27 protein-coding genes are annotated in these 18,741 nt (G+C 66.1%); 9 read left to right on the forward strand and 18 right to left on the reverse strand.

Annotated features, from left to right (window positions below; translation table 11 throughout):
* Positions 1-2: 2 nt before the first annotated feature.
* The 8 genes from QSJ30_RS14075 to QSJ30_RS14110 all read left to right on the forward strand — a co-directional run bounded on the left by QSJ30_RS14075 (position 3) and on the right by QSJ30_RS14110 (position 5,177).
* A complete protein-coding gene (locus QSJ30_RS14075; RefSeq protein WP_285610280.1) occupies positions 3-416 on the forward strand; it encodes a rhodanese-like domain-containing protein in 414 nt (137 codons plus the stop codon).
* Positions 413-895, forward strand: coding sequence for an arsinothricin resistance N-acetyltransferase ArsN1 family B (locus tag QSJ30_RS14080; protein ID WP_285610282.1), 483 nt, complete (start codon positions 413-415; stop codon positions 893-895). The genes QSJ30_RS14075 and QSJ30_RS14080 overlap by 4 nt, the downstream gene beginning before the upstream one ends.
* A 4-nt stretch (positions 896-899) precedes the next feature.
* Positions 900-1,325, forward strand: coding sequence for an arsenate reductase ArsC (locus QSJ30_RS14085; protein WP_285610284.1), 426 nt, complete (start codon positions 900-902; stop codon positions 1,323-1,325).
* A gap of 71 nt (positions 1,326-1,396) precedes the next feature.
* Entirely contained in the window at positions 1,397-1,732 is a 336-nt protein-coding gene (locus QSJ30_RS14090) for an ArsR/SmtB family transcription factor (RefSeq protein ID WP_285610285.1), read from the forward strand.
* 67 nt (positions 1,733-1,799) lie between these two features.
* Positions 1,800-2,651: an arsenite methyltransferase gene (gene arsM, locus QSJ30_RS14095; protein ID WP_285610287.1), complete on the forward strand. Its 852-nt coding sequence runs from the start codon at positions 1,800-1,802 to the stop codon at positions 2,649-2,651.
* Between the two features lie 10 nt (positions 2,652-2,661).
* Positions 2,662-3,732, forward strand: coding sequence for a permease (locus tag QSJ30_RS14100; protein ID WP_285610289.1), 1,071 nt, complete (start codon positions 2,662-2,664; stop codon positions 3,730-3,732).
* Between the two features lie 143 nt (positions 3,733-3,875).
* Positions 3,876-4,106, forward strand: coding sequence for a thioredoxin family protein (locus tag QSJ30_RS14105; protein ID WP_285610291.1), 231 nt, complete (start codon positions 3,876-3,878; stop codon positions 4,104-4,106).
* Positions 4,107-4,133: 27 nt separating this feature from the next.
* Positions 4,134-5,177, forward strand: coding sequence for a prephenate dehydrogenase/arogenate dehydrogenase family protein (locus tag QSJ30_RS14110; RefSeq protein ID WP_285610293.1), 1,044 nt, complete (start codon positions 4,134-4,136; stop codon positions 5,175-5,177).
* Positions 5,178-5,181: 4 nt separating this feature from the next.
* Here QSJ30_RS14110 and QSJ30_RS14115 read toward each other — a convergent pair whose 3' ends face one another.
* From QSJ30_RS14115 to QSJ30_RS14185, 15 genes are all read right to left on the reverse strand, one after another.
* Entirely contained in the window at positions 5,182-5,883 is a 702-nt protein-coding gene (locus QSJ30_RS14115; RefSeq protein WP_285610295.1) for a DUF2461 domain-containing protein, read from the reverse strand.
* A gap of 291 nt (positions 5,884-6,174) precedes the next feature.
* The gene (locus tag QSJ30_RS14120; RefSeq protein ID WP_285610297.1) at positions 6,175-6,753 is read right to left on the reverse strand and encodes a Fe-Mn family superoxide dismutase; all 579 of its coding nucleotides are present in this window, start codon (positions 6,751-6,753) and stop codon (positions 6,175-6,177) included.
* Positions 6,754-6,858: 105 nt separating this feature from the next.
* On the reverse strand, positions 6,859-7,302 hold the full coding sequence (locus QSJ30_RS14125) for a Dps family protein (RefSeq protein WP_285610299.1): 444 nt from the start codon (positions 7,300-7,302) through the stop codon (positions 6,859-6,861).
* Between the two features lie 10 nt (positions 7,303-7,312).
* Positions 7,313-7,876, reverse strand: coding sequence for a DUF3501 family protein (locus tag QSJ30_RS14130; protein ID WP_285610301.1), 564 nt, complete (start codon positions 7,874-7,876; stop codon positions 7,313-7,315).
* Entirely contained in the window at positions 7,869-8,342 is a 474-nt protein-coding gene (locus QSJ30_RS14135; protein WP_285610302.1) for a rubrerythrin family protein, read from the reverse strand. The genes QSJ30_RS14130 and QSJ30_RS14135 overlap by 8 nt, the downstream gene beginning before the upstream one ends.
* Before the next feature lie 166 nt (positions 8,343-8,508).
* The gene (locus QSJ30_RS14140; protein WP_285610304.1) at positions 8,509-8,988 is read right to left on the reverse strand and encodes a HugZ family pyridoxamine 5'-phosphate oxidase; all 480 of its coding nucleotides are present in this window, start codon (positions 8,986-8,988) and stop codon (positions 8,509-8,511) included.
* Positions 8,989-9,112: 124 nt separating this feature from the next.
* Entirely contained in the window at positions 9,113-9,979 is an 867-nt protein-coding gene (bla, locus tag QSJ30_RS14145) for a class A beta-lactamase (RefSeq protein WP_285610305.1), read from the reverse strand.
* Between the two features lie 66 nt (positions 9,980-10,045).
* Positions 10,046-10,237, reverse strand: a complete 192-nt coding sequence (locus QSJ30_RS14150; RefSeq protein WP_285610307.1) for a hypothetical protein — start codon at positions 10,235-10,237, stop codon at positions 10,046-10,048.
* 51 nt (positions 10,238-10,288) lie between these two features.
* On the reverse strand, positions 10,289-10,765 hold the full coding sequence (locus QSJ30_RS14155) for a YaiI/YqxD family protein (protein WP_285610309.1): 477 nt from the start codon (positions 10,763-10,765) through the stop codon (positions 10,289-10,291).
* A complete protein-coding gene (locus QSJ30_RS14160; protein ID WP_285610311.1) occupies positions 10,762-11,295 on the reverse strand; it encodes an NADPH-dependent FMN reductase in 534 nt (177 codons plus the stop codon). Before QSJ30_RS14160 ends, QSJ30_RS14155 begins: the two co-directional genes overlap by 4 nt.
* Positions 11,295-11,519: a hypothetical protein gene (locus tag QSJ30_RS14165; protein ID WP_285610312.1), complete on the reverse strand. Its 225-nt coding sequence runs from the start codon at positions 11,517-11,519 to the stop codon at positions 11,295-11,297. Before QSJ30_RS14165 ends, QSJ30_RS14160 begins: the two co-directional genes overlap by 1 nt.
* The gene (locus QSJ30_RS14170; protein ID WP_285610314.1) at positions 11,516-11,902 is read right to left on the reverse strand and encodes a DoxX family protein; all 387 of its coding nucleotides are present in this window, start codon (positions 11,900-11,902) and stop codon (positions 11,516-11,518) included. The genes QSJ30_RS14165 and QSJ30_RS14170 overlap by 4 nt, the downstream gene beginning before the upstream one ends.
* Before the next feature lie 87 nt (positions 11,903-11,989).
* Positions 11,990-13,978: a M1 family metallopeptidase gene (locus QSJ30_RS14175; protein ID WP_285610315.1), complete on the reverse strand. Its 1,989-nt coding sequence runs from the start codon at positions 13,976-13,978 to the stop codon at positions 11,990-11,992.
* Between the two features lie 310 nt (positions 13,979-14,288).
* Positions 14,289-14,588, reverse strand: coding sequence for a YciI-like protein (locus QSJ30_RS14180; RefSeq protein ID WP_285610317.1), 300 nt, complete (start codon positions 14,586-14,588; stop codon positions 14,289-14,291).
* A 151-nt stretch (positions 14,589-14,739) separates the two neighbouring features.
* Complete coding sequence (locus tag QSJ30_RS14185) at positions 14,740-15,204, reverse strand: GyrI-like domain-containing protein (protein WP_285610318.1); 465 nt, start codon at positions 15,202-15,204, stop codon at positions 14,740-14,742.
* 191 nt (positions 15,205-15,395) lie between these two features.
* On the opposite strand from QSJ30_RS14185, the gene QSJ30_RS14190 reads away from it, so the two are divergent.
* Positions 15,396-16,289, forward strand: coding sequence for a CPBP family intramembrane glutamic endopeptidase (locus QSJ30_RS14190; protein ID WP_285610320.1), 894 nt, complete (start codon positions 15,396-15,398; stop codon positions 16,287-16,289).
* 27 nt (positions 16,290-16,316) lie between these two features.
* On the opposite strand, the gene QSJ30_RS14195 is transcribed toward QSJ30_RS14190, so the two are convergent.
* The 3 genes from QSJ30_RS14195 to QSJ30_RS14205 all read right to left on the reverse strand — a co-directional run bounded on the left by QSJ30_RS14195 (position 16,317) and on the right by QSJ30_RS14205 (position 18,593).
* On the reverse strand, positions 16,317-16,634 hold the full coding sequence (locus QSJ30_RS14195; protein ID WP_285610322.1) for a hypothetical protein: 318 nt from the start codon (positions 16,632-16,634) through the stop codon (positions 16,317-16,319).
* 141 nt (positions 16,635-16,775) lie between these two features.
* On the reverse strand, positions 16,776-17,216 hold the full coding sequence (locus tag QSJ30_RS14200) for a hypothetical protein (RefSeq protein ID WP_285610324.1): 441 nt from the start codon (positions 17,214-17,216) through the stop codon (positions 16,776-16,778).
* 153 nt (positions 17,217-17,369) lie between these two features.
* Positions 17,370-18,593: a hypothetical protein gene (locus QSJ30_RS14205; protein WP_285610326.1), complete on the reverse strand. Its 1,224-nt coding sequence runs from the start codon at positions 18,591-18,593 to the stop codon at positions 17,370-17,372.
* Positions 18,594-18,741: the final 148 nt, after the last annotated feature.

Below are 18,741 nucleotides of genomic sequence, written 5' to 3' on the forward strand. Positions count from 1 at the left end.
CCATGGGCATCTTCGACGGCAGGGGCATGGTGATCCAGGGGCTGCGCTTCCTGGCGCCGCAGGACGCGCTGACCGTGTTGAACGAAGGCGCCGTCCTGGTGGATCTCCGCCTCGACGAGCTGGCGGAGATGAAGGCCTTCAAGGTGCCCGAGACGATCCGCATCCCCCACGAGGAACTCCCCGGCCTGCTCGCCGAGCTGCCCGCGGATCGCCCCCTGCTGCTGGCGGACAGCTCGGGTGTCTACACCAAGGAAGCCGCGCACCGGCTGCTCGACCGCGGCTTCACCCAGGTGGCCTGCCTCAACGGCGGCATGCTCCTCTGGGACCAGGAGGGCCTGCCCGTGGCGACGGACGCCGCGGCCCTCCTTCACGGCGAGTGCCCTTGCGTGCTGCGCCCCCGGAAAGGCCACCGATGATCCGCCCCGTGCTGCCCACCGACGCCCCGGCCCTGGCCGACATCTACAACCCCTATGTGCGGGGGACCATCATCACCTTCGAGGAGGAGGCGGTCTCGGTGGCCGAGATGGGGGCGCGCATCGCCAAGGTGACGGCCGCGTTTCCCTGGCTCGTGTGGGAGGAGGATGGCGTGGTGCTCGGCTACGCCTACGGCTCCACCTGGCGGGCCCGGCACGCCTACCGCTTCGCCGTGGAGACCGCCATCTACCTGGCGGATGGTCACCACGGGAAGGGCCGCGGCGCCGCGCTCTACGAGGCGCTGCTGGTGGAGCTCAAGCAGCGCGGCTTCCACTCGGCCTTGGGTTGCCTGAGTCTCCCCAACGCGCCCAGCGTGCGGCTCCACGAGAGGCTCGGTTTCCGGAAGGTGGGCCACATGACCGAGGCCGGCTGGAAGTTCGGCGCCTGGGTGGATGTGGGCTTCTGGGAACGGCTGCTCTGAAGGGATGACCATGACCTCGATCCTCTTCCTCTGCGTGGCCAACAGCGCCCGGTCCCAGCTGGGCGAAGGCCTGGCGCGCCAGATCTTCCCGGGCTTCCACATCCAGAGCGCCGGCAGCCGGCCCAGCCGCGTGAACCCCTACGCCATCGAGGCCCTGGCGGAGCGGGGCATCGATGCCTCGACGCACACCTCGAAGCCCGTTTCAGACATTGACCCGCCCTCCGTGGATCTGGTGGTCACCCTCTGCGCCGAGGAAGTGTGCCCCGCCTTCCTTGGCAGGGCCGAGCGCCTGCACTGGCCCATCGCCGATCCTGCCAGCGACGATCCTTCACTGACGCCCGAGAACCTGCGGGCCCGCTTCCGGGCCGCGCGAGACGAGATCGCCCGCCGCCTGGAGGCTCTGGGCCGGGAACGGGGCTGGGTTTCCTGAATTTCGAAAAAAATCGAAATTAGACCTTGCACGCTATTTCGATAAATATAGAATTAACCCAGGAGGAGATCATGACCGGGCGTGTGGAACAGGCGGCGGAGCGGCTGAAGGCCCTTGGGCATCCGGTCCGCCTGGCCATCCTGCGCCGCCTGGTGCAGGGCCCCGAGGCGGGGACGCCCGCCGGAGAGCTGCAATTGCGCCTGGACATCCCGGCCTCCACCCTCAGCCATCATCTGGCCACCCTCGCCGACGCCGGCCTGGTGCTGGTGGCCCGGGAAGGCACCACGCTCCGCTACCGGGCCGACTACGGCGTGCTGCGGGCGCTGACCGAATACCTCTGGCAGGACTGCTGCGCCGGCGGCGCGGCGGACGACCCCCAACCTTCGCCCTGCTGCCGCAGGGACTGACCTTCCATCGTCCTGGGATGTGGATACCGACCGTGTCCCGGGAGACCTCCATCTGAAAGGCCCCACCATGGAACCCGAAACCCTGAAATCCGCCGTCCGAGATCGCTACGCCGGCTTCGTGAAGAACAATCAGAGCTGCTGTGGTCCGTCCACTTCCTGCGGGTGCGCGCCCGGCGACGCCAGCCTGGACGTGGGCTATGACCCGAAGGACTTGGCCGCCGTGCCCGAGGGCGCCAACCTGGGCCTCGGCTGCGGCAACCCCGTGGCACTGGCCGCCCTGAAGCCCGGCGAGACTGTGCTGGACCTGGGCTCCGGCGCGGGCTTCGATGCCTTCCTCGCCGCCCAGCGCGTGGGCCCCGAGGGTCGCGTCATCGGTGTGGACATGACGCCGGAGATGATCGCCCGGGCCACGGCCCTGGCCCGCAAGCACGGCTACGGGAACGTCGAGTTCCGTCAGGGCGACATCGAGGCCCTGCCCGTGGACGATGCCAGCGTGGACGTGATCCTCTCCAACTGCGTGGTGAACCTCGCCCCGGACAAGGCCAAGGTCTTCCGCGAGGCCTTCCGCGTGCTGAAGGCCGGCGGCCGCGTCCATGTCTCCGACCTCGTGCTGGCCCGGCCCCTGCCCGAAGCGCTGGTCCAGGACATGGATGCCTACGCCGCCTGCATCTCCGGCGCCATGCTGAAGGACGACTACCTGGCCGCCATTCGCGCCGCAGGCTTCCAGGGCGTGGCCGTGGCTTCCGAGCGGCACTTCGGCCTGGCGGAACTCTCGCCGGAATTGATGGCATTGGCGAAGCAGCGCTATCCGGGCATGAGCCCGGAGGAGTTGGAGCTCCTGGCCAGCTCCGTCGTCAGCATCCAGGTGGAGGCCACCAAGACCGGGAAGGCCTGCTGCGCCCCCACCTGCTGCGGCTGAGGAGGAGAAGATGGTGGAATCGAAAGGTTGTGCCTGCGCCTCGCCCGCACCCGCGCCGGGTGGGGGCTTCTGGAAATCGGGAGGGTGGCTGCTGGCCGCCCTCCCGGCCTGGATCGCGCTCTACCTGATCCTCCAGCCCCTCGCCGGCTGGCTGGCCTTCCGGACCCTGGGCCTGGCCCCGGGCAGCCGCCTGGGCGAGGCGGTGGCCTTCTTCGTCTTCGAAGCCCCGAAGGTGCTCATGCTCCTGGGCGCCGTGGTGCTGGGCGTCAGCTTCGTGCAGACCTACATCAGCCCCGAGCGCACCCGCGATCTGCTGGCCAAGCGCACCGGCGCCTGGAGCAACCTGCTGGCCTCGCTGCTGGGCATCGCCACCCCCTTCTGCTCCTGCTCGGCCGTGCCGCTCTTCATCGGCTTCGTTCGGGTGGGCGTGCCCCTGGGCGCCACCTTCAGCTTCCTGGTGTCGGCCCCCATGGTGAACGAGGTGGCGCTGTTCCTGCTGTTCGGCCTCTTCGGCTGGAGGATCGCCCTCCTCTACACCGTGACGGGCGTGGCCGTGGCCTTCGTCTCGGGCTGGATCCTCGGCAAGCTCCGCATGGAGCGCCACCTGGAGCCCTGGATCCTGGAGATCCCCTTCGAAGCCTCCAAGGCCTCCGACACCCCCATGGGGTTCGCCGCGCGCCTGGAGCTGGCCGTCCAGGCGACGAAGGACATCGTGGGGAAGGTGTGGATCTACGTCCTCATGGGCATCGGCGTCGGCGCCTTCCTCCACGGCTATGTGCCCGCCGAGCTGATGGCCCGCGTCATGGGCAAGTCCGCCTGGTGGAGCGTGCCCCTGGCGGTGATCATCGGCGTGCCTCTGTATTCCAATGCCGCCGGCATCATCCCCATCGTGCAGGTGCTGCTGGCCAAGGGCGCGGCCCTGGGCACGGCCCTGGCCTTCATGATGGCGGTGACGGGCCTCTCGCTGCCGGAGACCGTCATCCTCCGCAAGGTGCTCAAGCCCCGGCTGCTGGCGGTCTTCCTCGGCACTGTAGCGGCGGGCATCGTACTGGTGGGGTTCCTGTTCAACGCGCTGCTATGACTTGTAAAGGAAACCACCCACGCGGAGAGCGCGGAGAAAGCAGAGGTGAGCAGAGAAAGCCTGGCCTTTCTTCTCTGCGTACCTCCTTTCCCTCCGCGTTCTCTGCGTGTGTTTTTCATGCCTGTTAATAACGAGGTGATGCCATGAAGATCGAAGTGCTGGGCAGCGGCTGCGCCAAATGCAAGCTGCTGGCGGAGCGGGCCGAGGAGGCCGCGAAGGAGCTGGGGGTGGACTTCACGCTGGTGAAGGTCACGGAGTACCCGGACATCGTGGCCCGGGGCGTGATGTCCACACCAGGCCTCGTGGTGGACGGCGTGGTGAAAAGCCAGGGCCACGTGCCCACGGTGGCGGCCATCCGGGATCTGCTGCGGTAGGATTTCCTTCTGTCTCCGGGGAATCCCATGCGCATCGGCATTCTGGGTTATGGCCGCTTCGGGAGGGCGCTGGGGGCGCTTCTCCACGAGGCCGGCCATGCCTATCGGGCCTGGGATCCGGTGGCGGAGATTCCTGCCGAACGCCTGGTGGGTGGGCCTTCGGAGCTGGCGGAAACTTCTGAAACCCTGGTGCTGGCGGTGCCCATCGCCGCCCAGGCCGCCGCGCTGGCGGGCCTTCGGCCCCACCTCCGGCCGGACCACCTGGTCTTCGACGTGGGCAGCGTGAAGTCGGGGCCCTGCAGCTTGATGGACGCCCAGCTGGGAGCGGCCATCCCCCACGCCGGGACGCATCCCCTCTTCGGTCCCGTGAGCCTGGCCCGGGCAGAGCGGCCCCTGCGCGTGGTGCTCTGCCCCTCGACCCACCATCCCGCCGCGGCCGACCGGGTGCAGACCCTGTTCGAAGGCCTCGGCTGCGAGGTGCTGCGCCAGAGCCCGGAGGACCATGACCGGGTGATGGCCACCACCCACGCCCTCACCTTCTTCATCGCCAAGGGCCTGCTGGCCGTGGGCGCCGGGGCCGAGCTGCCCTTCACGCCGCCCTCCTTCCACGCCATCGCCCGCACGCTGGAATCCGTGCGGGAGGACGCCGGGCACCTCTTCGCCGCCCTCCAGAACCAGAACCCCTTCGCCGCCGGGGCCCGGGAGGGCCTGCTGGAGGCGCTCTCCGCCATCCACCAGAGCCTGGCGGAAGCCGTGGCGGAAGGCTCGGACGAGCAGCAGCTCGCCATCCCCAGCTTGGGGGAGCGGTCCCCGATCCTGCAGGAGACCCGCGACAACATCGACGCCCTGGACCAGGAGCTGGTGGCCCTGCTGGCCCGCCGCACCGAGCTGGTGCTCCGCGCCGGCCGCGCCAAGGCCGAGCTGGGCCTCCCCGTGCACGATCCCGAGCGCGAGACCGCCCAGCTCCAGGCCCGCCGCGCCTGGGCCCATGAGGCCCACCTGGACATGCAGGGCGTGGAGGACGTCTTCCGCGCCGTCCTGCGGGCCTCGCGCGCCGCTCAGGGACGCTGAGCCGTCAGAAGGGCAGATCCAGCGCCTTGCACAGGAAGGCGACGAGCGGGGAGGCCTGCCGACAGGCGGCGGTCACCTGGTCGACGAAATCGGGCGCCAGCACCTGGGCGTTCGTGAAGCCGGTGGACGTGTAGAAGTCCTTGAGCTTGAGATCCTCCGCGCAGGGGTGGGCCGGATCAAAGCCTTGGGGGACCCGCATGAGCGCGTCGCCTTCGATCTCCAGGCCGGACTTCCGCAGGGCCTTCCAGGCTGCGGGCCTGGCGGCGATGGCCTGGCGGACCTTGAACAGCGAATCGGGATCCGGGTGCCAGAGGCCGCCGCCCGCGAAGCTTCCGCCGGGCTCCAGGTGGAGGTAGAAGCCGGGCCCGTGGACGCCGCCCGCCTGCATGGTCCGGTGGGGGAAGTGGGCCGCGATGTGGGTCTTGTAGGGCGTCTTGTCCTTGGCGAACCGCGTGTCGCGGTAGATCCGGAACATGGAGCCGCCCGAGGGCCGCGGGTCGGCGATGACATGGCGGCTGACGGAGGCCAGCGGACCGCTGAAGGCGGCGATGAGCCGCAGCATGGGGTCGCGGGCCTCGGCCTCGTACCGCGCCTTGTTCTCCAGGAACCACGCGCGGTCGTTGTGCGCCTTCAGGTCCTTCAGGAACCGGAAGAAGCTGGGCCCCAGCGGATTTTCTGGTCCAGAGGAAGTCGTCTTCGCGGCCACGTCGCCTCCGGGAGGGTGCCATCAGGTTACGCCCAAAATGAGGCGGGCCCCCATTTCGGGGGGCCCAACCGCGAGCACGCGTTGAGAGGCGTCGAGGCGCCCCGCGCGGCCTATTTCCCGAAGCGCTTGCTGACTTCGCTCCACTTGATGTTCTCGACGAACGCGTCGAGGTACTTCGCGCGGGCGGTGCCAGCGGGGCCCCGTCCGTGAAGCCGAGCGAAGCGAAAGCTGAACGGGAGCAGGCCCCATGCGGGGCCTGCGATCCGGGGGGCCATGAGGCCCGCTCGCGCCTTACTTCCCGAAGCGCTTGCTGACTTCGCTCCACTTGATGTTCTCGACGAACGCGTCGAGGTACTTCGCGCGGGCGGTGCCGTAATCCACCATGAACGCGTGCTCCCACGAATCCAGCACCACGAGCAGGTCCTGCTCGATGGGCAGGCCCAGGTGGTGCTCGGCCACGAAGTAGGTGTGCAGCTTGCCGTCGCGGCGGTTGCGGGTGAGCACGGCCCAGCCGGGACCGCCCATGGCGGTGGCCTTGAGGTCGGCGATGACCTTGTCCTTGCCGCCCACGGCGTCCAGGGCGGCCTTGAGGCCGGCGCTGATGTCGCTGTCAGCGCCCAGATTCTCGAAGTAGAGCTCGTGCAGGAAGGAGCCGTTGAAGGCCACGGCCTCGCGGCGCTTCAGCTCGCTGTACTCGTTGTAGGAGTAGTTGGGCTTGGTGTTGTCCGCCGTAGCCAGCTTCTCCTCGATCTCGTTCAGCTTGGTGACGTAGCCCTTGTAGAGGCCGAAGTGCTGATCCAGCTGGGAGTCGCTGAGTCCTTTCAGGGCGCCGCCCTTCAGGTGGTCATAGTTCTTCGCGGTGTAGGCCATGGCATCTCCTTGGCTGCGCTGAGCGCGGATGATTAGCTTACTGAAAAAGTCGGAAATTGGATGAAACAGGCACAATGTTCAGGCGTGTGTCCCCTATGTGTCGGGTCAACCAAGCATCTCCCGCAGGAACCACGCTTCCTTCTGATGCACCTGCACGAAGCGGGTCAGCAGGTCGGCGGTGCCGGGATCGCCGGCGCCGTTGGCCAGCTCGATGCCCTCATGCATGAGCGACACCACGGCTTCCTCGTTGGCCAGGGCCTCCTTCAGCATGGCTTCGGGATCCAGACGGGTGGCGGGATTGGAGATGGCTGCCTTGGTCTGGGCCTCGATCTGGGCGGGGGCGTGGATCGGCGTGCCTCCCACCATGCGGATGCGCTCCGCCAACTCGTCCACGGTGCCGTCCGCGGCGGCATAGAGATCCTCGAAGCGCAGGTGGTAGTCGCGGAAGTGGGGGCCGGTGACGGTCCAGTGGTAGCGCTTGGCATTCAGGGCCAGCACAAAGGCGGTGGCCAGCTCGGTGTTCAGGTGGTCGACGACGGAACGGTTCACGGGGCTCTCCTCAGGAAAGCCAGGCCGCCCATGCAGCCGGCGCGGGCCAGCGGCCGGGGGCTTCGGCGTGGTTGGAGACGAGGGCGGCGATGGCACGGCCGTCCGGAATGAGGTAGCGCAGGGCCAGCACCGAGGGCAGGCGATCGTCCGGCCCGGCGGTGCCGCGGTCGACGGACGGATCTACCAGAGAGCCATCCGACAGCTCCAGCCGCAGCTGGTCCGGGAAGGTGTGGAGGAGCGCCAGGCGGCGGTCCCGCACCTCGTCCGGAAAGCCCAGCATCAGTGTGGCGGCGATGCTGCGGGCCGCGCCTTCGCGGCGGGGCGCCAGCACGGCGAAGGAGGCACGGGCTTCGGCCAGCTCGTCCGCTTCCACGGTGTTTGGCGTCTTGCCCTCGGCCCAGAGCGTTTCGATGATCTGGTCCTCCACGCTCTCGGCAGTTTCGGGCTGGAAGCTGATGCCCTCCGCCAGCTCCAGCCGCAGCGCGGCCTGGCGGCCCAGGAAGTCCTGCCGTGCGTGGAAGCGGGCGCGCTCGGTGGCGGGATCGAAGGCGAGCGTCACCAGGTGCTCAGACATGCTTCGCGATGTCGGCGGCAGGCTCCGCAAAGGCGGGCTTGGCGCCGGCCTGCAGCTTGGTGAGGGCCTCCTGGAAGCGGCCGGCGTGGAAGCGCTCCACCTTGGCCAGGGTCTCGAACCAGGCCGCGATCTCGGTGTAGCCCTCTTCCTTGGCCACGCGGGTGAACTCGGGATACATGTCCGTGTATTCGTAGGTCTCGCCAGCCACCGCGGACTTCAGGTTGGTGAGGGAATCGCCCAGGGGCAGGCCCGTGGCGGGATCGGCGGCCTGCTCGGCCAGGAACATCAGGTGCCGCAGGGCGTGGCCCGTCTCGCCGTCGGCGCTGTGCTTGAACAGGTCGGCCACTTCCTTCAGGCCTTCCTTCTCCGCCACCTGGGCCATCCAGGTGTAGCGGCGGTTGGCCTGGCTCTCCCCGGCGAAGGCGGCCTTGAGGTTCTGGTGGGTCTTGGAATCGGTGAAGGACATGGGATCTCCTCTGGGCCGCACTCGGCGGCATCAAGGTAGAGCCATCCCCATGCCAAAGCAATAAGTCAAATCATTGAATTGATTCAGTAAAGCCAATGGCTCGCGATCCTACGGGAATCCCGACCGGCCGAGAACCGGATCCACGACATGTCGAGAGTTGGCCCGCTCAGCGGACCGTGGAGAGGCTGGCGCCGATCTGAGAGGCATCCAGGCTCAGGGCCCGGCCGAAGCCGAACACCAGGCGCCCGGTGGTGGGCCGGATGAGAAAGAAGGAGAAGTCTCCCAGCCCGAGGGTCATCTCCGCTTGCGGGAAGCGGGCCAGGTAGGCCCGGGCCGCCGCCTGCTGGCGGCTGTCGTCCGCGGTCAGTTCCTCGGCGCGGCCCTGCAGGCTCACCCGGGGCAGCGCCAGCGGATCCTGGCCTTCCTCCGAGGGCACCATGAGCATCAGGCTGACCCGGGCATCCACCAGCATGTCGCGGGTGTGCTGGGCCAGGCGGCTCACGTGGATGAGGAAGCCCGTGCCATCCGGGGCGGGCACCACCGGCGCCATGGACACGAAGGGGGCGCCGTCATGCAGGGTGCCCAGGGAGGCCACCGGCAGGCCGGTCAGCAGGGCGTGGAGTGTCGCTTCCGTGTTCGGGTCCATGGGAGGACTCCTTCCAGGGCAGGGCATTCCATCATCTCTCCGAGAGCAAGATGCCGTTATTTTGCGACGGCTTCGCACGGGTACCAGGACCCGACCCGTCCCGGAGCGCCCCGTGACGGCCTGATCAGTCCTTGAAGGCAGCCACCACGATGCGCCCCACCTCGGCCAGCACCGCGTTGCGGGCGTCCATCGGAGCGGTGGAGCCGGTGTAGTAGACCGCGATGAGGATGGGCGCCCGGTGGGGCGGGCGCAGGATGGCCACATCGTTCACGGTGCCGCGCCTCCCCGAACCGGTCTTGTCCCCGGCGGTCCAATCCGCCGGCAGGCCCGCCCGGAGCCGGTCCCGGCCCGTGGTACAGGCCGCCATCCAGCCCTCGAGGCGCTGCCGCGAGGCGGGAGTCAGGGTCGGGCCCAGCAGCAGGGCCCGCAGGGTGTCCACCATGGCGGTGGGCGTGGTGGTGTCCCGGGGATCGCCGGGCAGGGCGGTGTTCAGCGAGGGTTCCGTGCGGTCCAGGCGCGTCACGGGATCGCCCAGGGAGCGTGCGAAGGTGGTGATGGCACCGGGGCCGCCGAGGGTCTGGAGCAGCAGGTTGGCGGCGGTGTTGTCGCTGGCCTCCACGGCGGCAGCGCAGAGGTCCAGCACGGGGAGGCCCCCCTCAGCGACGTGCGCCTTGGCCACCGGCGCGTGCTCCAGCAGGTCCGCCTGGCCGTAGGGGACGCGCCGGTCCAGGGTCTCCCTGCCCCCATCCACCCGGGCGAGCACGGCGCCCGCCAGCAGCACCTTGAAGGTGCTGCACAGGGGGAAGCGTTCGCCGCCCCGGTGGTCCAGGCGGCGGCCCGAGCCCGTATCGAGCACGGCCACGCCGAGGCGGCCTCCGGAGCGGGCTTCCAGGGCCGCCAGACGGGCGGCGGCGGGAGGAACCGGCGCGGCCGGCGGCGCGGCCTGGAGAGGCAGGATCAACAGAGCGGCCGCGAGCACGGTCCAGGTCATGGGACTCCCGGAAAGGCTTCTCTTCTACCACGCCACGGGGCGCTCGACCTCGGCTGAAGCGGCCGCCTACTCGGGCAGCGGACCGCCCTCGGGGGCCTCGTCCTGGCCCTCGACGCCCTCCTGGTCCTCGGAGTCCGGAATGTCGTTGCCCAGGGCGTCCTTCTTCAGCGCCTTCTTCTGCAGCTTCTCTTCCTTCTTCTTCTGGCGGGCCAGGTCCTTCTGCCGCTTCTCGAAGTTGTAGTTGGGCTTTCTGGCCATGGCGAGTCCGATCATGAAAAAGGTGGAAGCCGATCCAGCCCGTGTCTCAGTCTACCGCCTCGTCCGCCGGAGCGCCTGGATCAGGTCGTCCAGCCGCTGCAGGAAGGTCGAGCGGTCCCGGGCGGTGAAGGGAGCGGGGCCAGTGCCCAGCTCGCCCATGGCGCGCAGGTGCGTCATCAGCTCGCGGCTGGCCAGGGCATCGCCGATGGAGTCGGGCGAGTAGACCCGGCCCTTGGCATCCAGGGCCCGGGCGCCCTTCTCCAGGCAGCGGGCCGCCAGGGGGATGTCCGCCGTCACGGCGATATCCGAGGCCGTGATCTGCTCCACGATCCAGTCGTCGGCCCCGTCGAACTGCCCCTTCGCCACCACCACCGACTCGAACAGCGGGTTGCGGGGGACCCGCAGGGGCGCGTTCGACACCAGCAGCACCTTCAAGCCGCAGCGCGTGGCCACCCGGAAGATCTCCTCCTTCACCGGGCAGGCGTCCGCGTCCACGAAGATGCGGATGGCGGGCTGGTCCGCCGTCACAGGGCGCCTCCGGCGGCGACCAGGGCCTGCATGGCGGTCCTCACCCGCGCCGCCTGGGCCGGGTCCGCCAGATGGCCTTCAGCGTCGAGGCTGGAAGCCGCCAGCGTGAGGCAGAGCGACGCCTCCGGCACCACGCGCGCCGACATCACCTCCAGCGTGTGGGCCAGCGCGGCCTGGGCCTTGGCGCCGCCCTCGGAGGAGGGGGAGGCGCTCCACGCCGCCGTGGGCTTGCCCACGCAGGCCCCGGAGGAGACCACCCACTCCAGCAGGTTCTTCAGCACCGCGGGCATGGCGTGGATGTATTCCGGCGTGCAGACCAGCAGCGCGTCCGCCGCCTGGATGCGGCCACGCAGGTCGGCCGCCGGCTCGGGCGCAGGCTCCGTATCCCGCTCAGGGCTGAAGTGGGGCAGGTCGTCCAGCCGCTCCCAGAACTCGAAGGTGACTTCCGGGACCAGGCGGGCCGCCTCCCGGAGCAGGCGTGCGTTGAGGGAGCCGGCGCGCAGGCTGCCGGACAGGGCGAGTACGCGCATCAGCCCTTCCGTGGCCACACCAGCGCCACTCCCACCGCCATGGCCGCGAGGGCCGCCCAGGTGGGGATGTGCACGGATTCCTTCTCCTTCACGGTGAACTCCAGGGGGCCCAGCTTGGCGTCGTGGCTGTCCTTGGTGTAGCTGAAATCGGGCCGGATCAGGGCCGCCAGGCCCAGGAGGATGAGGGCCAGCCCTGCGAAGAATCTGAGGGATGCGGGTTTCATGCGGTCTTCTCCAGGCACCACTTCACGCCGCCCCGGGCGGCCATGTAGAGGAACAGGAAGCAGAACACCACCGCCAGCTCACCCTTGTTCACCGCAGGCCAGAAGGCGGCGCCGAACTGGAACTTCCAGTGGAATTGCAGGTAGGCCACGGCCATCATGCCGCTGCAGAGGAAGGCCGCCAGGCGCGTCTGGAAGCCCACCAGGATGGCCAGGCCGCCCACCAGCTCGAGCAGGCCGCCGATCCAGACCTGCGAACCCACGGCGGGCTGCTGCTCGGCAAGGATGCCGAAGATCTTCTGGAGGCCGTGGAAGGTGAACAGCAGGCCCGCCACGATGCGCAACAGGGCGTAGGTGTGATCGGCGTACTTCTCGAGCCACTGCATGCGGACCTCCGGGCGTGGGTGTGGTGACATTCTGCCCAGGATCGGATGGCCTTGGTCGAGAACCCTTTCTGGGCAGGGCCGAGGGATCTAGCGTTTCAGTTTCGGAAGGCCCATATCCCAGAAGTACTCGTCGTAGAAGTCTTTGAAATCCTTTTTCGTGATGTAGCCAAGCAGGTTGAACAACTGCTTGGTCGTGACGAATTTTCCTTTGAAGTTCGTCTGGATGGACTTCAGCCAAGTCAGGAAGACCTGATCTCCCTGTTCCTGGTGCAGTGCGGCCAGTAGCAATGGGCCTTTGTTGTAAAGAAGGTTTCTCCGGGTGTAGAAGGTGTCGTAAGTGTCTGTGTAGGAGATGTCGTTGGCCAGTGGAATGGGGGCCTTGAACCTGGCGGATTCGGCGCCATCTCCCCAGCTGGCGAGGTTGCGATCCCAAAGGCTCTTGCCCTTGTAGTCCTTCTCGAAAAGACCGGCGCAATAGTCGGCGAAGGATTCCGTAACCCACTGCTCCAGCAGGTTGGGCATTTTTACCGTGATCCCCCAGTACTGATGCGCGATTTCATGGGCGAACACATGGCGCACGTCCATGGTCTTCATTGATGGACGTGCTCCGATCCACCGGCCGGTGCGCTTCAGGGCCTCGACCTGATCGGCCAGGGCCTGGAGCTGGCGGGCAGACTGGATCTGCTCGAAGGCATCCCGGGTGATGTACATCATTCCTGGAGGAGCCTGTCCGTAGCCCCAGTCGTTCTTCTCGACGATGGTGAATTCCTTGAAGGGGAAAGGTCCCAGGAACCGTTCGTAGTACCGGATGACATTGAAAGCCTGGGCCTTGAAAACGGTATTTGCGGCCCCCGGCTTGAAACCGTAAGTCGCGACCCGCACGGTGAGGCCGTCGTGGGACTCCTCATCCAGGTAGTACTTGCCAGCCAGGATTGTCGCGAAGCAGATGGGCAACTTCGTGCGTGTTTCCAGGAGGTTCCAGGCTCCATCCTTTTCTCGCCGCACGGTATCGCCGGGAAGGAAGCTGATCCAGTCGCCCGGTGTTCGAACCGTCCCATGGAAGGAGTACCACTCGCTCGCCATGTTATTCGGCGCGGGGTACCATCCGGAACCGACGGGAAGCTCCCAGTAGTTGTCGTTATCGGGCTGGATGAGGAAGTCCCCACCGTATTCCACCCGGAGGGTGAAGGGTACTCCGCGGCGAGCTGCGGCGGGGAGGCGCAGGGCGACCTCGTCTCTCGTGTGGTGGTATTCGATCAGGTTGCCCTCAGCGTCGCGAATCTCCTTGATCCGGAGGACCCGCGTATCCTCCTCGGTCTCCAGGGCCGACCAGAGGTTGAAAGTGAACACCTGCAGTCCGTCCTCCAGGGGGAGGATGGTTTCCTGGACCACCATGTCTGCATTGCGCTTGTCCTTCGCCCGGAGATCCACGTCCAGGGCAGTGAGGAGGAAGTGCGTCGGGGCAATCTGTCCCTTCCGGGGATCCCAGCCAAGGTATTGCCGGGAAAGGAGCTGCTTGAAGAAGATGCCCTTGAGGTTAGCTCTGGGATTGGGATAGCTGCGCAGGCAACTGAGGGATTCTTCCATCTGATCGACCCCATCGTGCTGGAAGATCCATCGACGGCCGCCATCCTCTAGGTCCATGTTGGCCACGGTCTTCCAAGGGGCGTTCGCCGCCTGCATGGCCAGCAGATGGAGGGGGACATGGTGCTCCACCATGTTCCAACGCTGCTCGAACTGCCTGAAAGAATCCTCCAGCGGAGCAGACCCTGGACCTTCCCAAGGGGGAAGGACGGAGCCCCCCAGGAAGATTCTCGCTTCCTTGAAGGGAATGGTGACCGCGAGGGTTTCGCCGTTCTTGACGGCCTTCAGGGGGGTCCACTCCTTCAGATTCCGAGTGAATACCGGGTGCTCAGGTGCGAAGGAGGAGCTGTAGGACAAGGTCCCCTGCCCCTTCAGGTAGTAACCGACGGGTTTCCCATTCTGGAGAAGAGGCGACCAGGCACCCGAGAAACGGATGGCGCTGCTACCCACGGAGAGGGAAACCTCCTGGGTCTCTGTATGGGCGGGGCCCATCTGGATCTTCTCAAGGGCGCTGAATGGGGCCGTGGCCTCATCTCCCCAGAGGCCATGGCAAGCGAGCAGGAGGCTGCCTAAGCCCAGAATCCGGAACCACCTGGTTGTTGACATCGCCTCTCCGATACGAACGCGAATGCATGGGGATGAATTGGGATGTGGCTGAGATTACCATTTAATCGTCAATGGTCCCCAATCTAGCTGCCACTTTCATTCCTCGCAACGCATCGCAACGTGGTTCAGAGAGCCTTCGGTCAGGTCCTCGCGAACCTCCTCTGGAAACAGAGAGAGAGGCTGGTTGGTTCCGGGCCTACCCATGCACCGGCGTGGCCGCGTCGGCGCCCACCACGGTGATCCAGGGCCGCACCGACCAGCGATGCACCAGGCCGCTGAGGACGTAGGGATCCGCCGCCGCGAAGCGCTGGGCCGCCGCCGGGGACTCCCCCTGGAAGAGGAGGATGGACATGTCCACCGGATCCGCCACGGCTCCGCCCAGCACCAGCTCACCCCGCTGGTGGGCCTCCCAGGCCAGGGCCAGGTGCTCCTTCCGGAATTCCCCCCGGCGCTCCACATACTCGGGGCCGACCTCGTAGATCAGGAGGAAGTGCATGGAGATACCTCAGAAGAGGGAGGGGGCCCTTGGAAGCGCCACCTCACGAACCAAGGATGGGGCGAAAGACCCCGTCGTGCCCTCGTATTTTTCCATGACTGCACCCATCGGGTCATCGCCTGCGGGCCCCTCCCAGGGACCGCCGGTTCCTTCACGGGGCCAGAGGCCGGATCAGCTCCGTGCGCCAAGTGGCCGGGTCGGGGCCCGTCTCCGGTCCGGCGGCGTAGCACTCCCACAGGTCCCGGGCCGGGCGGTGGCCCATCGCCGCCAGCCAGGTATCGAACTCGCCCCAGGCGGGGCCGAGGCCCTCGTAGCCGCCGCGGTAGACGGTCCGCGCCACCGTGCCGGCGGGCCAGTGCCCGGGCTTCACGCGGCCCGTGGGGGTCACCGGCGAGGTGACCGGCACGCCGAGCTCGAAGTCGAAGGCATCGGAATGCATCTGGAGGTGGTGGGAGAACACCGGGCCCGCCGGGGCGATGCCCTGGGTGGCCAGGGTGGCCAGCAGCTCACCGATGCCCGGGCCCATGACCTGCTGGACCGCCGACCGGGGAATGAGGAAGTGGATGACCGCCGTCGGCCGGGCGGTCACCTGGACGATCTGGGGCTCAGCGAGCATGGGACCTCCGGCGGGGGCCGGGATACCCCCGGGCAGGAAGCATACGGCCGGAGGCCAGGCTGGGAAAGTCAGAGGATCCGAACGGGGTTTGATTCACCCCCGAACGGTCGTCCCCGGGTCCAGGGCCGTCATCGGGGCCCGTAAACGATCCGCGACCGCGGGCGTAACTCAGCTTCAGCCAGGGGCCTGCCATGAAATCCATCTTCTTCGACGAAGGCCGGCGCCTGCGCAACGGGTGGTGGGCGTGCCTCTTCCTGGCCATCGTGGCGACCGGTCTCAGCGGTTTCCAGGAGCTCGTGGCGCCGCTGCTCAAGCGGGTCGGGGTCCGCAGCGGCGATTGGGTGGTGGGCGTTCTGTTCCTGATCACCCTGCTGGCCACCTGGATCTGCACCCGCCTCCGCGGGGAGCCCCTGGCCAGCGCCGGCTGGCGGATGGACCGCCGCTGGGCCCGGGAGGTCGCCTGGGGCACGCTGTTCGGGATCGGGGTCATGCTGCTGGCGGCGGGGCTGCTCTGGGCCGTGGGCGGCGTCACCTGGGAGCTGGATCCCGGGCGCAGCTTCCGGGCCCTCGGCCTTGGCTTCGGCATGTTCGCGCTGGTGGCCCTGTGGGAGGAGAGCCTCTTCCGCGGCTTCCTCTTCCAGCGGCTGGTGGCGGGCCTGGGGGCCTGGCCCGCCCAGCTGATCCTCGCGCTCTTCTTCGCCCGGGCCCACTGGGGCAACCCCGGCATGCAGGGCGCCACCAAGCTCTGGGCCACCCTCGACATCGCCCTGGCCGCGGTGTTCCTGGGGCTGGCCTACCTCCGCACCCGCAGTCTGGCCCTGCCCGTCGGCATCCACCTGGGCTGGAACTGGGCCCAGGGCCACGTCCTGGGCTTCGGGGTGAGCGGCACCTCAGTCTCGAACGGCTGGGTCCGCCCGGTGTTCCAGGGGAAGCCGGAGTGGGTGAGCGGCGGCGCCTTCGGGCTGGAGGCCAGCATCTTCGGGGTGCTCGCCGCGCTGGTGGGCATCCTGCTGCTGTGGCGGTGGCGGGGCTCGGTCCCGGCCCCGGCCGTGGCAACGGAAGCTCCGGCCGCCGATTCCATCTGAAGCTCTACCTCCGTCTGGGCCGCGGCCTCAGCCCTTGGGGTCCGGGCCCTTCCGGGCGGGCTTGCGCCGGCGCTCGGGCTTCTTCGGCTTGGCCGGAGGCTGGGTGGCGCTGTCGTACAGGGTCTCCAGGCGGATGGCCTTGGCCGAGGTGTCCGCCGCCTTGTGGATCTCCTTCAGCACCGAGGCCACCAGGTCCAGGTTCGCCGCATCGCCCTTCAGCAGCTCCTGGAAGGCCTTGGACTTCAATTCCTCCAGCCGCTTCGACTGCCGCTTCCCCGCCGCCCAGTTCAGCAGCTTGGAGAACAGCTCATAGCCGAGCTTGAGTTCAGGGGTGGGGAGGGACATGGAGGGATGGTAGCCGGGGTTAAAAGAAATTTGCCGGTGATGAACGGTGATGAACATTGATATTGAAAATATCTTTATCACCGTTCATCACAGTTCATCACCGGTTCAATGGTCTTTGCGCCGAGAGCTTCGCTCCGGGCGCTAGTCCCCGAACAGGTTCTGCACCTTGTCGTCCCAGATGAAGGTCTGCATCTCCCAGCGGTCCGTGGCCTTGTAGAACACCACGGAGTAGCGGATGGCGGTGTTCTCCAGCTTCTCGATGACGACGAACCTCAGGAAGGAGGCCCCGGCCTTCTGCTGGGAGATGAACTCGTAGCCGAGGCTGGCGCCGAACCGCTCCTTCACCGTCGCGCGGCTGGTGATGGTCTGCATGGTGAGCGTGTTGAGCTCGTTCATGGAGACCTTCCAGTAGGGCTTGAACAGGTCCAGGCCCGCCTTGTAGTCCTCCGCCACGAACAACTTGAAGCAGCTCTCGACCAGGGCCCTGGCTTCGGCTTCGGTCTTCAGGGGCCGGACCTCGGCCGGGCCGGCCGCCATCAGGGCGGCGGGGAAGAGGAGGCAGAGGGCGAGTTTGGTGGGCATGGATATGTGTCTTTTCAGATAAATGACTTAACGATGAAGCTAATCGGCCCCGCCTGCACCGAGTCGATGAGCGGAGTCGAGATAGCGAAATGTTGAGAGAGAACGGAAGGCAATGCGGGCGGGGTCCGAGTTGAGCGAAAGGTTAGGTGTCCCTTACCCAATGAAACGGATTGCTTTGCGAGTAAGTTGAATCTTCCGAGTAAGATCTTTCAGGTTAGAGGGTGAGTCTAGGAATGCATTAGCCTCATCCAAGGATCGAAAGAATGTGGCATTGCGTATGTGGAACCAGATTAAATTCACATAGTAAAGCTGGAGTTGGAAGCAATGAGTTCGAGCACTATCGGACTCCTCGCCTGCATGGATGTTGGCATTCCGGAATTCCCGAAGATGTTCGAGGACTTGTCGATGAAACAAGGCATCTTTAAAAATAAATGAGCAGCGACGAACCACCTTGTCGTAATCGGCCTGTCCGGGCGTGGTGAGAGCCTCGATAGCCCCCCAAAGTCTAAGGAACGCAGTATTCGCATCGCTATGGTCTAGTGCACGAACGAACCTTACTAATGAGGATGCAAGGTGTTCGCCATATGGACATATCGCAACCCTCCTTCTAGCCCAGCGAGAGTTTAATTTTATTACATCTGGCTTTTCCATTCGAAATACGGAGGCTTCTGAGAAGCCAGGTTCAAACCAAATGCCATCAAATGCGGGTTCGCCACTGGAAAGATGTAGCGTGTGCTCGCTGCCCAACCGAACCACATTGATTGGCTCAAGTGAGGGTTTCCCGAATGTCATCTGCATTCGAGAGTTACCCATGAGGCACCAGAGTGATCGCTGGAGGTCCAGCACTCGAAATGCCTTGCTTACCGCGGCGGCAGGTGATTTTGCTTTAATATTTACAGCGACCTTACAATACGACATTGGAGTCGGCTCTACTTCTCTGCTGTACATTTTTAAGAGTTCATTTCTTGACTTAAAACGTCTTGCGTAGTCACCGGAAAGTATTTGAACCTTTGACCCATTAATAGTTATCCGTTGGCTTGCGTTGCGACTATCAAGTGAGAGAGATGTAAGAAATGTATTTGACTCCTCTTTGGTTGCTAGCTGTTCTTTTAACTCTTTGTTGATAGCAGCGAGAAAGGATTCAGGCGTAAGTTCAGTTCCTACCTTTGTTAAACCACGCCAAACAAGAGTTGAAGCGCTAACATCGACCGCAGCGGCAGGAAATTCCAGCATCGACTGCAGGGTTGGTAAGTACTCTTCTAGCTCAAAGCCAGAAAATGAAACGCCCCCTTCTGGATTGATCGACCGAACTCCCTCAATCTTCTTGAGGATTACGGCAGGTTTGAATCGAGGGGCTTTCTTCCACTCAACAGGCATGTGTTCTCTTGACGTCCTCCCGGAAAACTAGACCAAGGATAATGTGAGTCCTCCCCCTCTGGAGGGCCCCTTGAGAAAGAGCAGATACACCGAGGAGCAGATCATCTTGGCCTTGAAAGAGCACGAGGCCGGCAGGACGACGGCACAG

The organism is Geothrix edaphica, assembly GCF_030268045.1.
GTDB lineage: Bacteria > Acidobacteriota > Holophagae > Holophagales > Holophagaceae > Geothrix > Geothrix edaphica.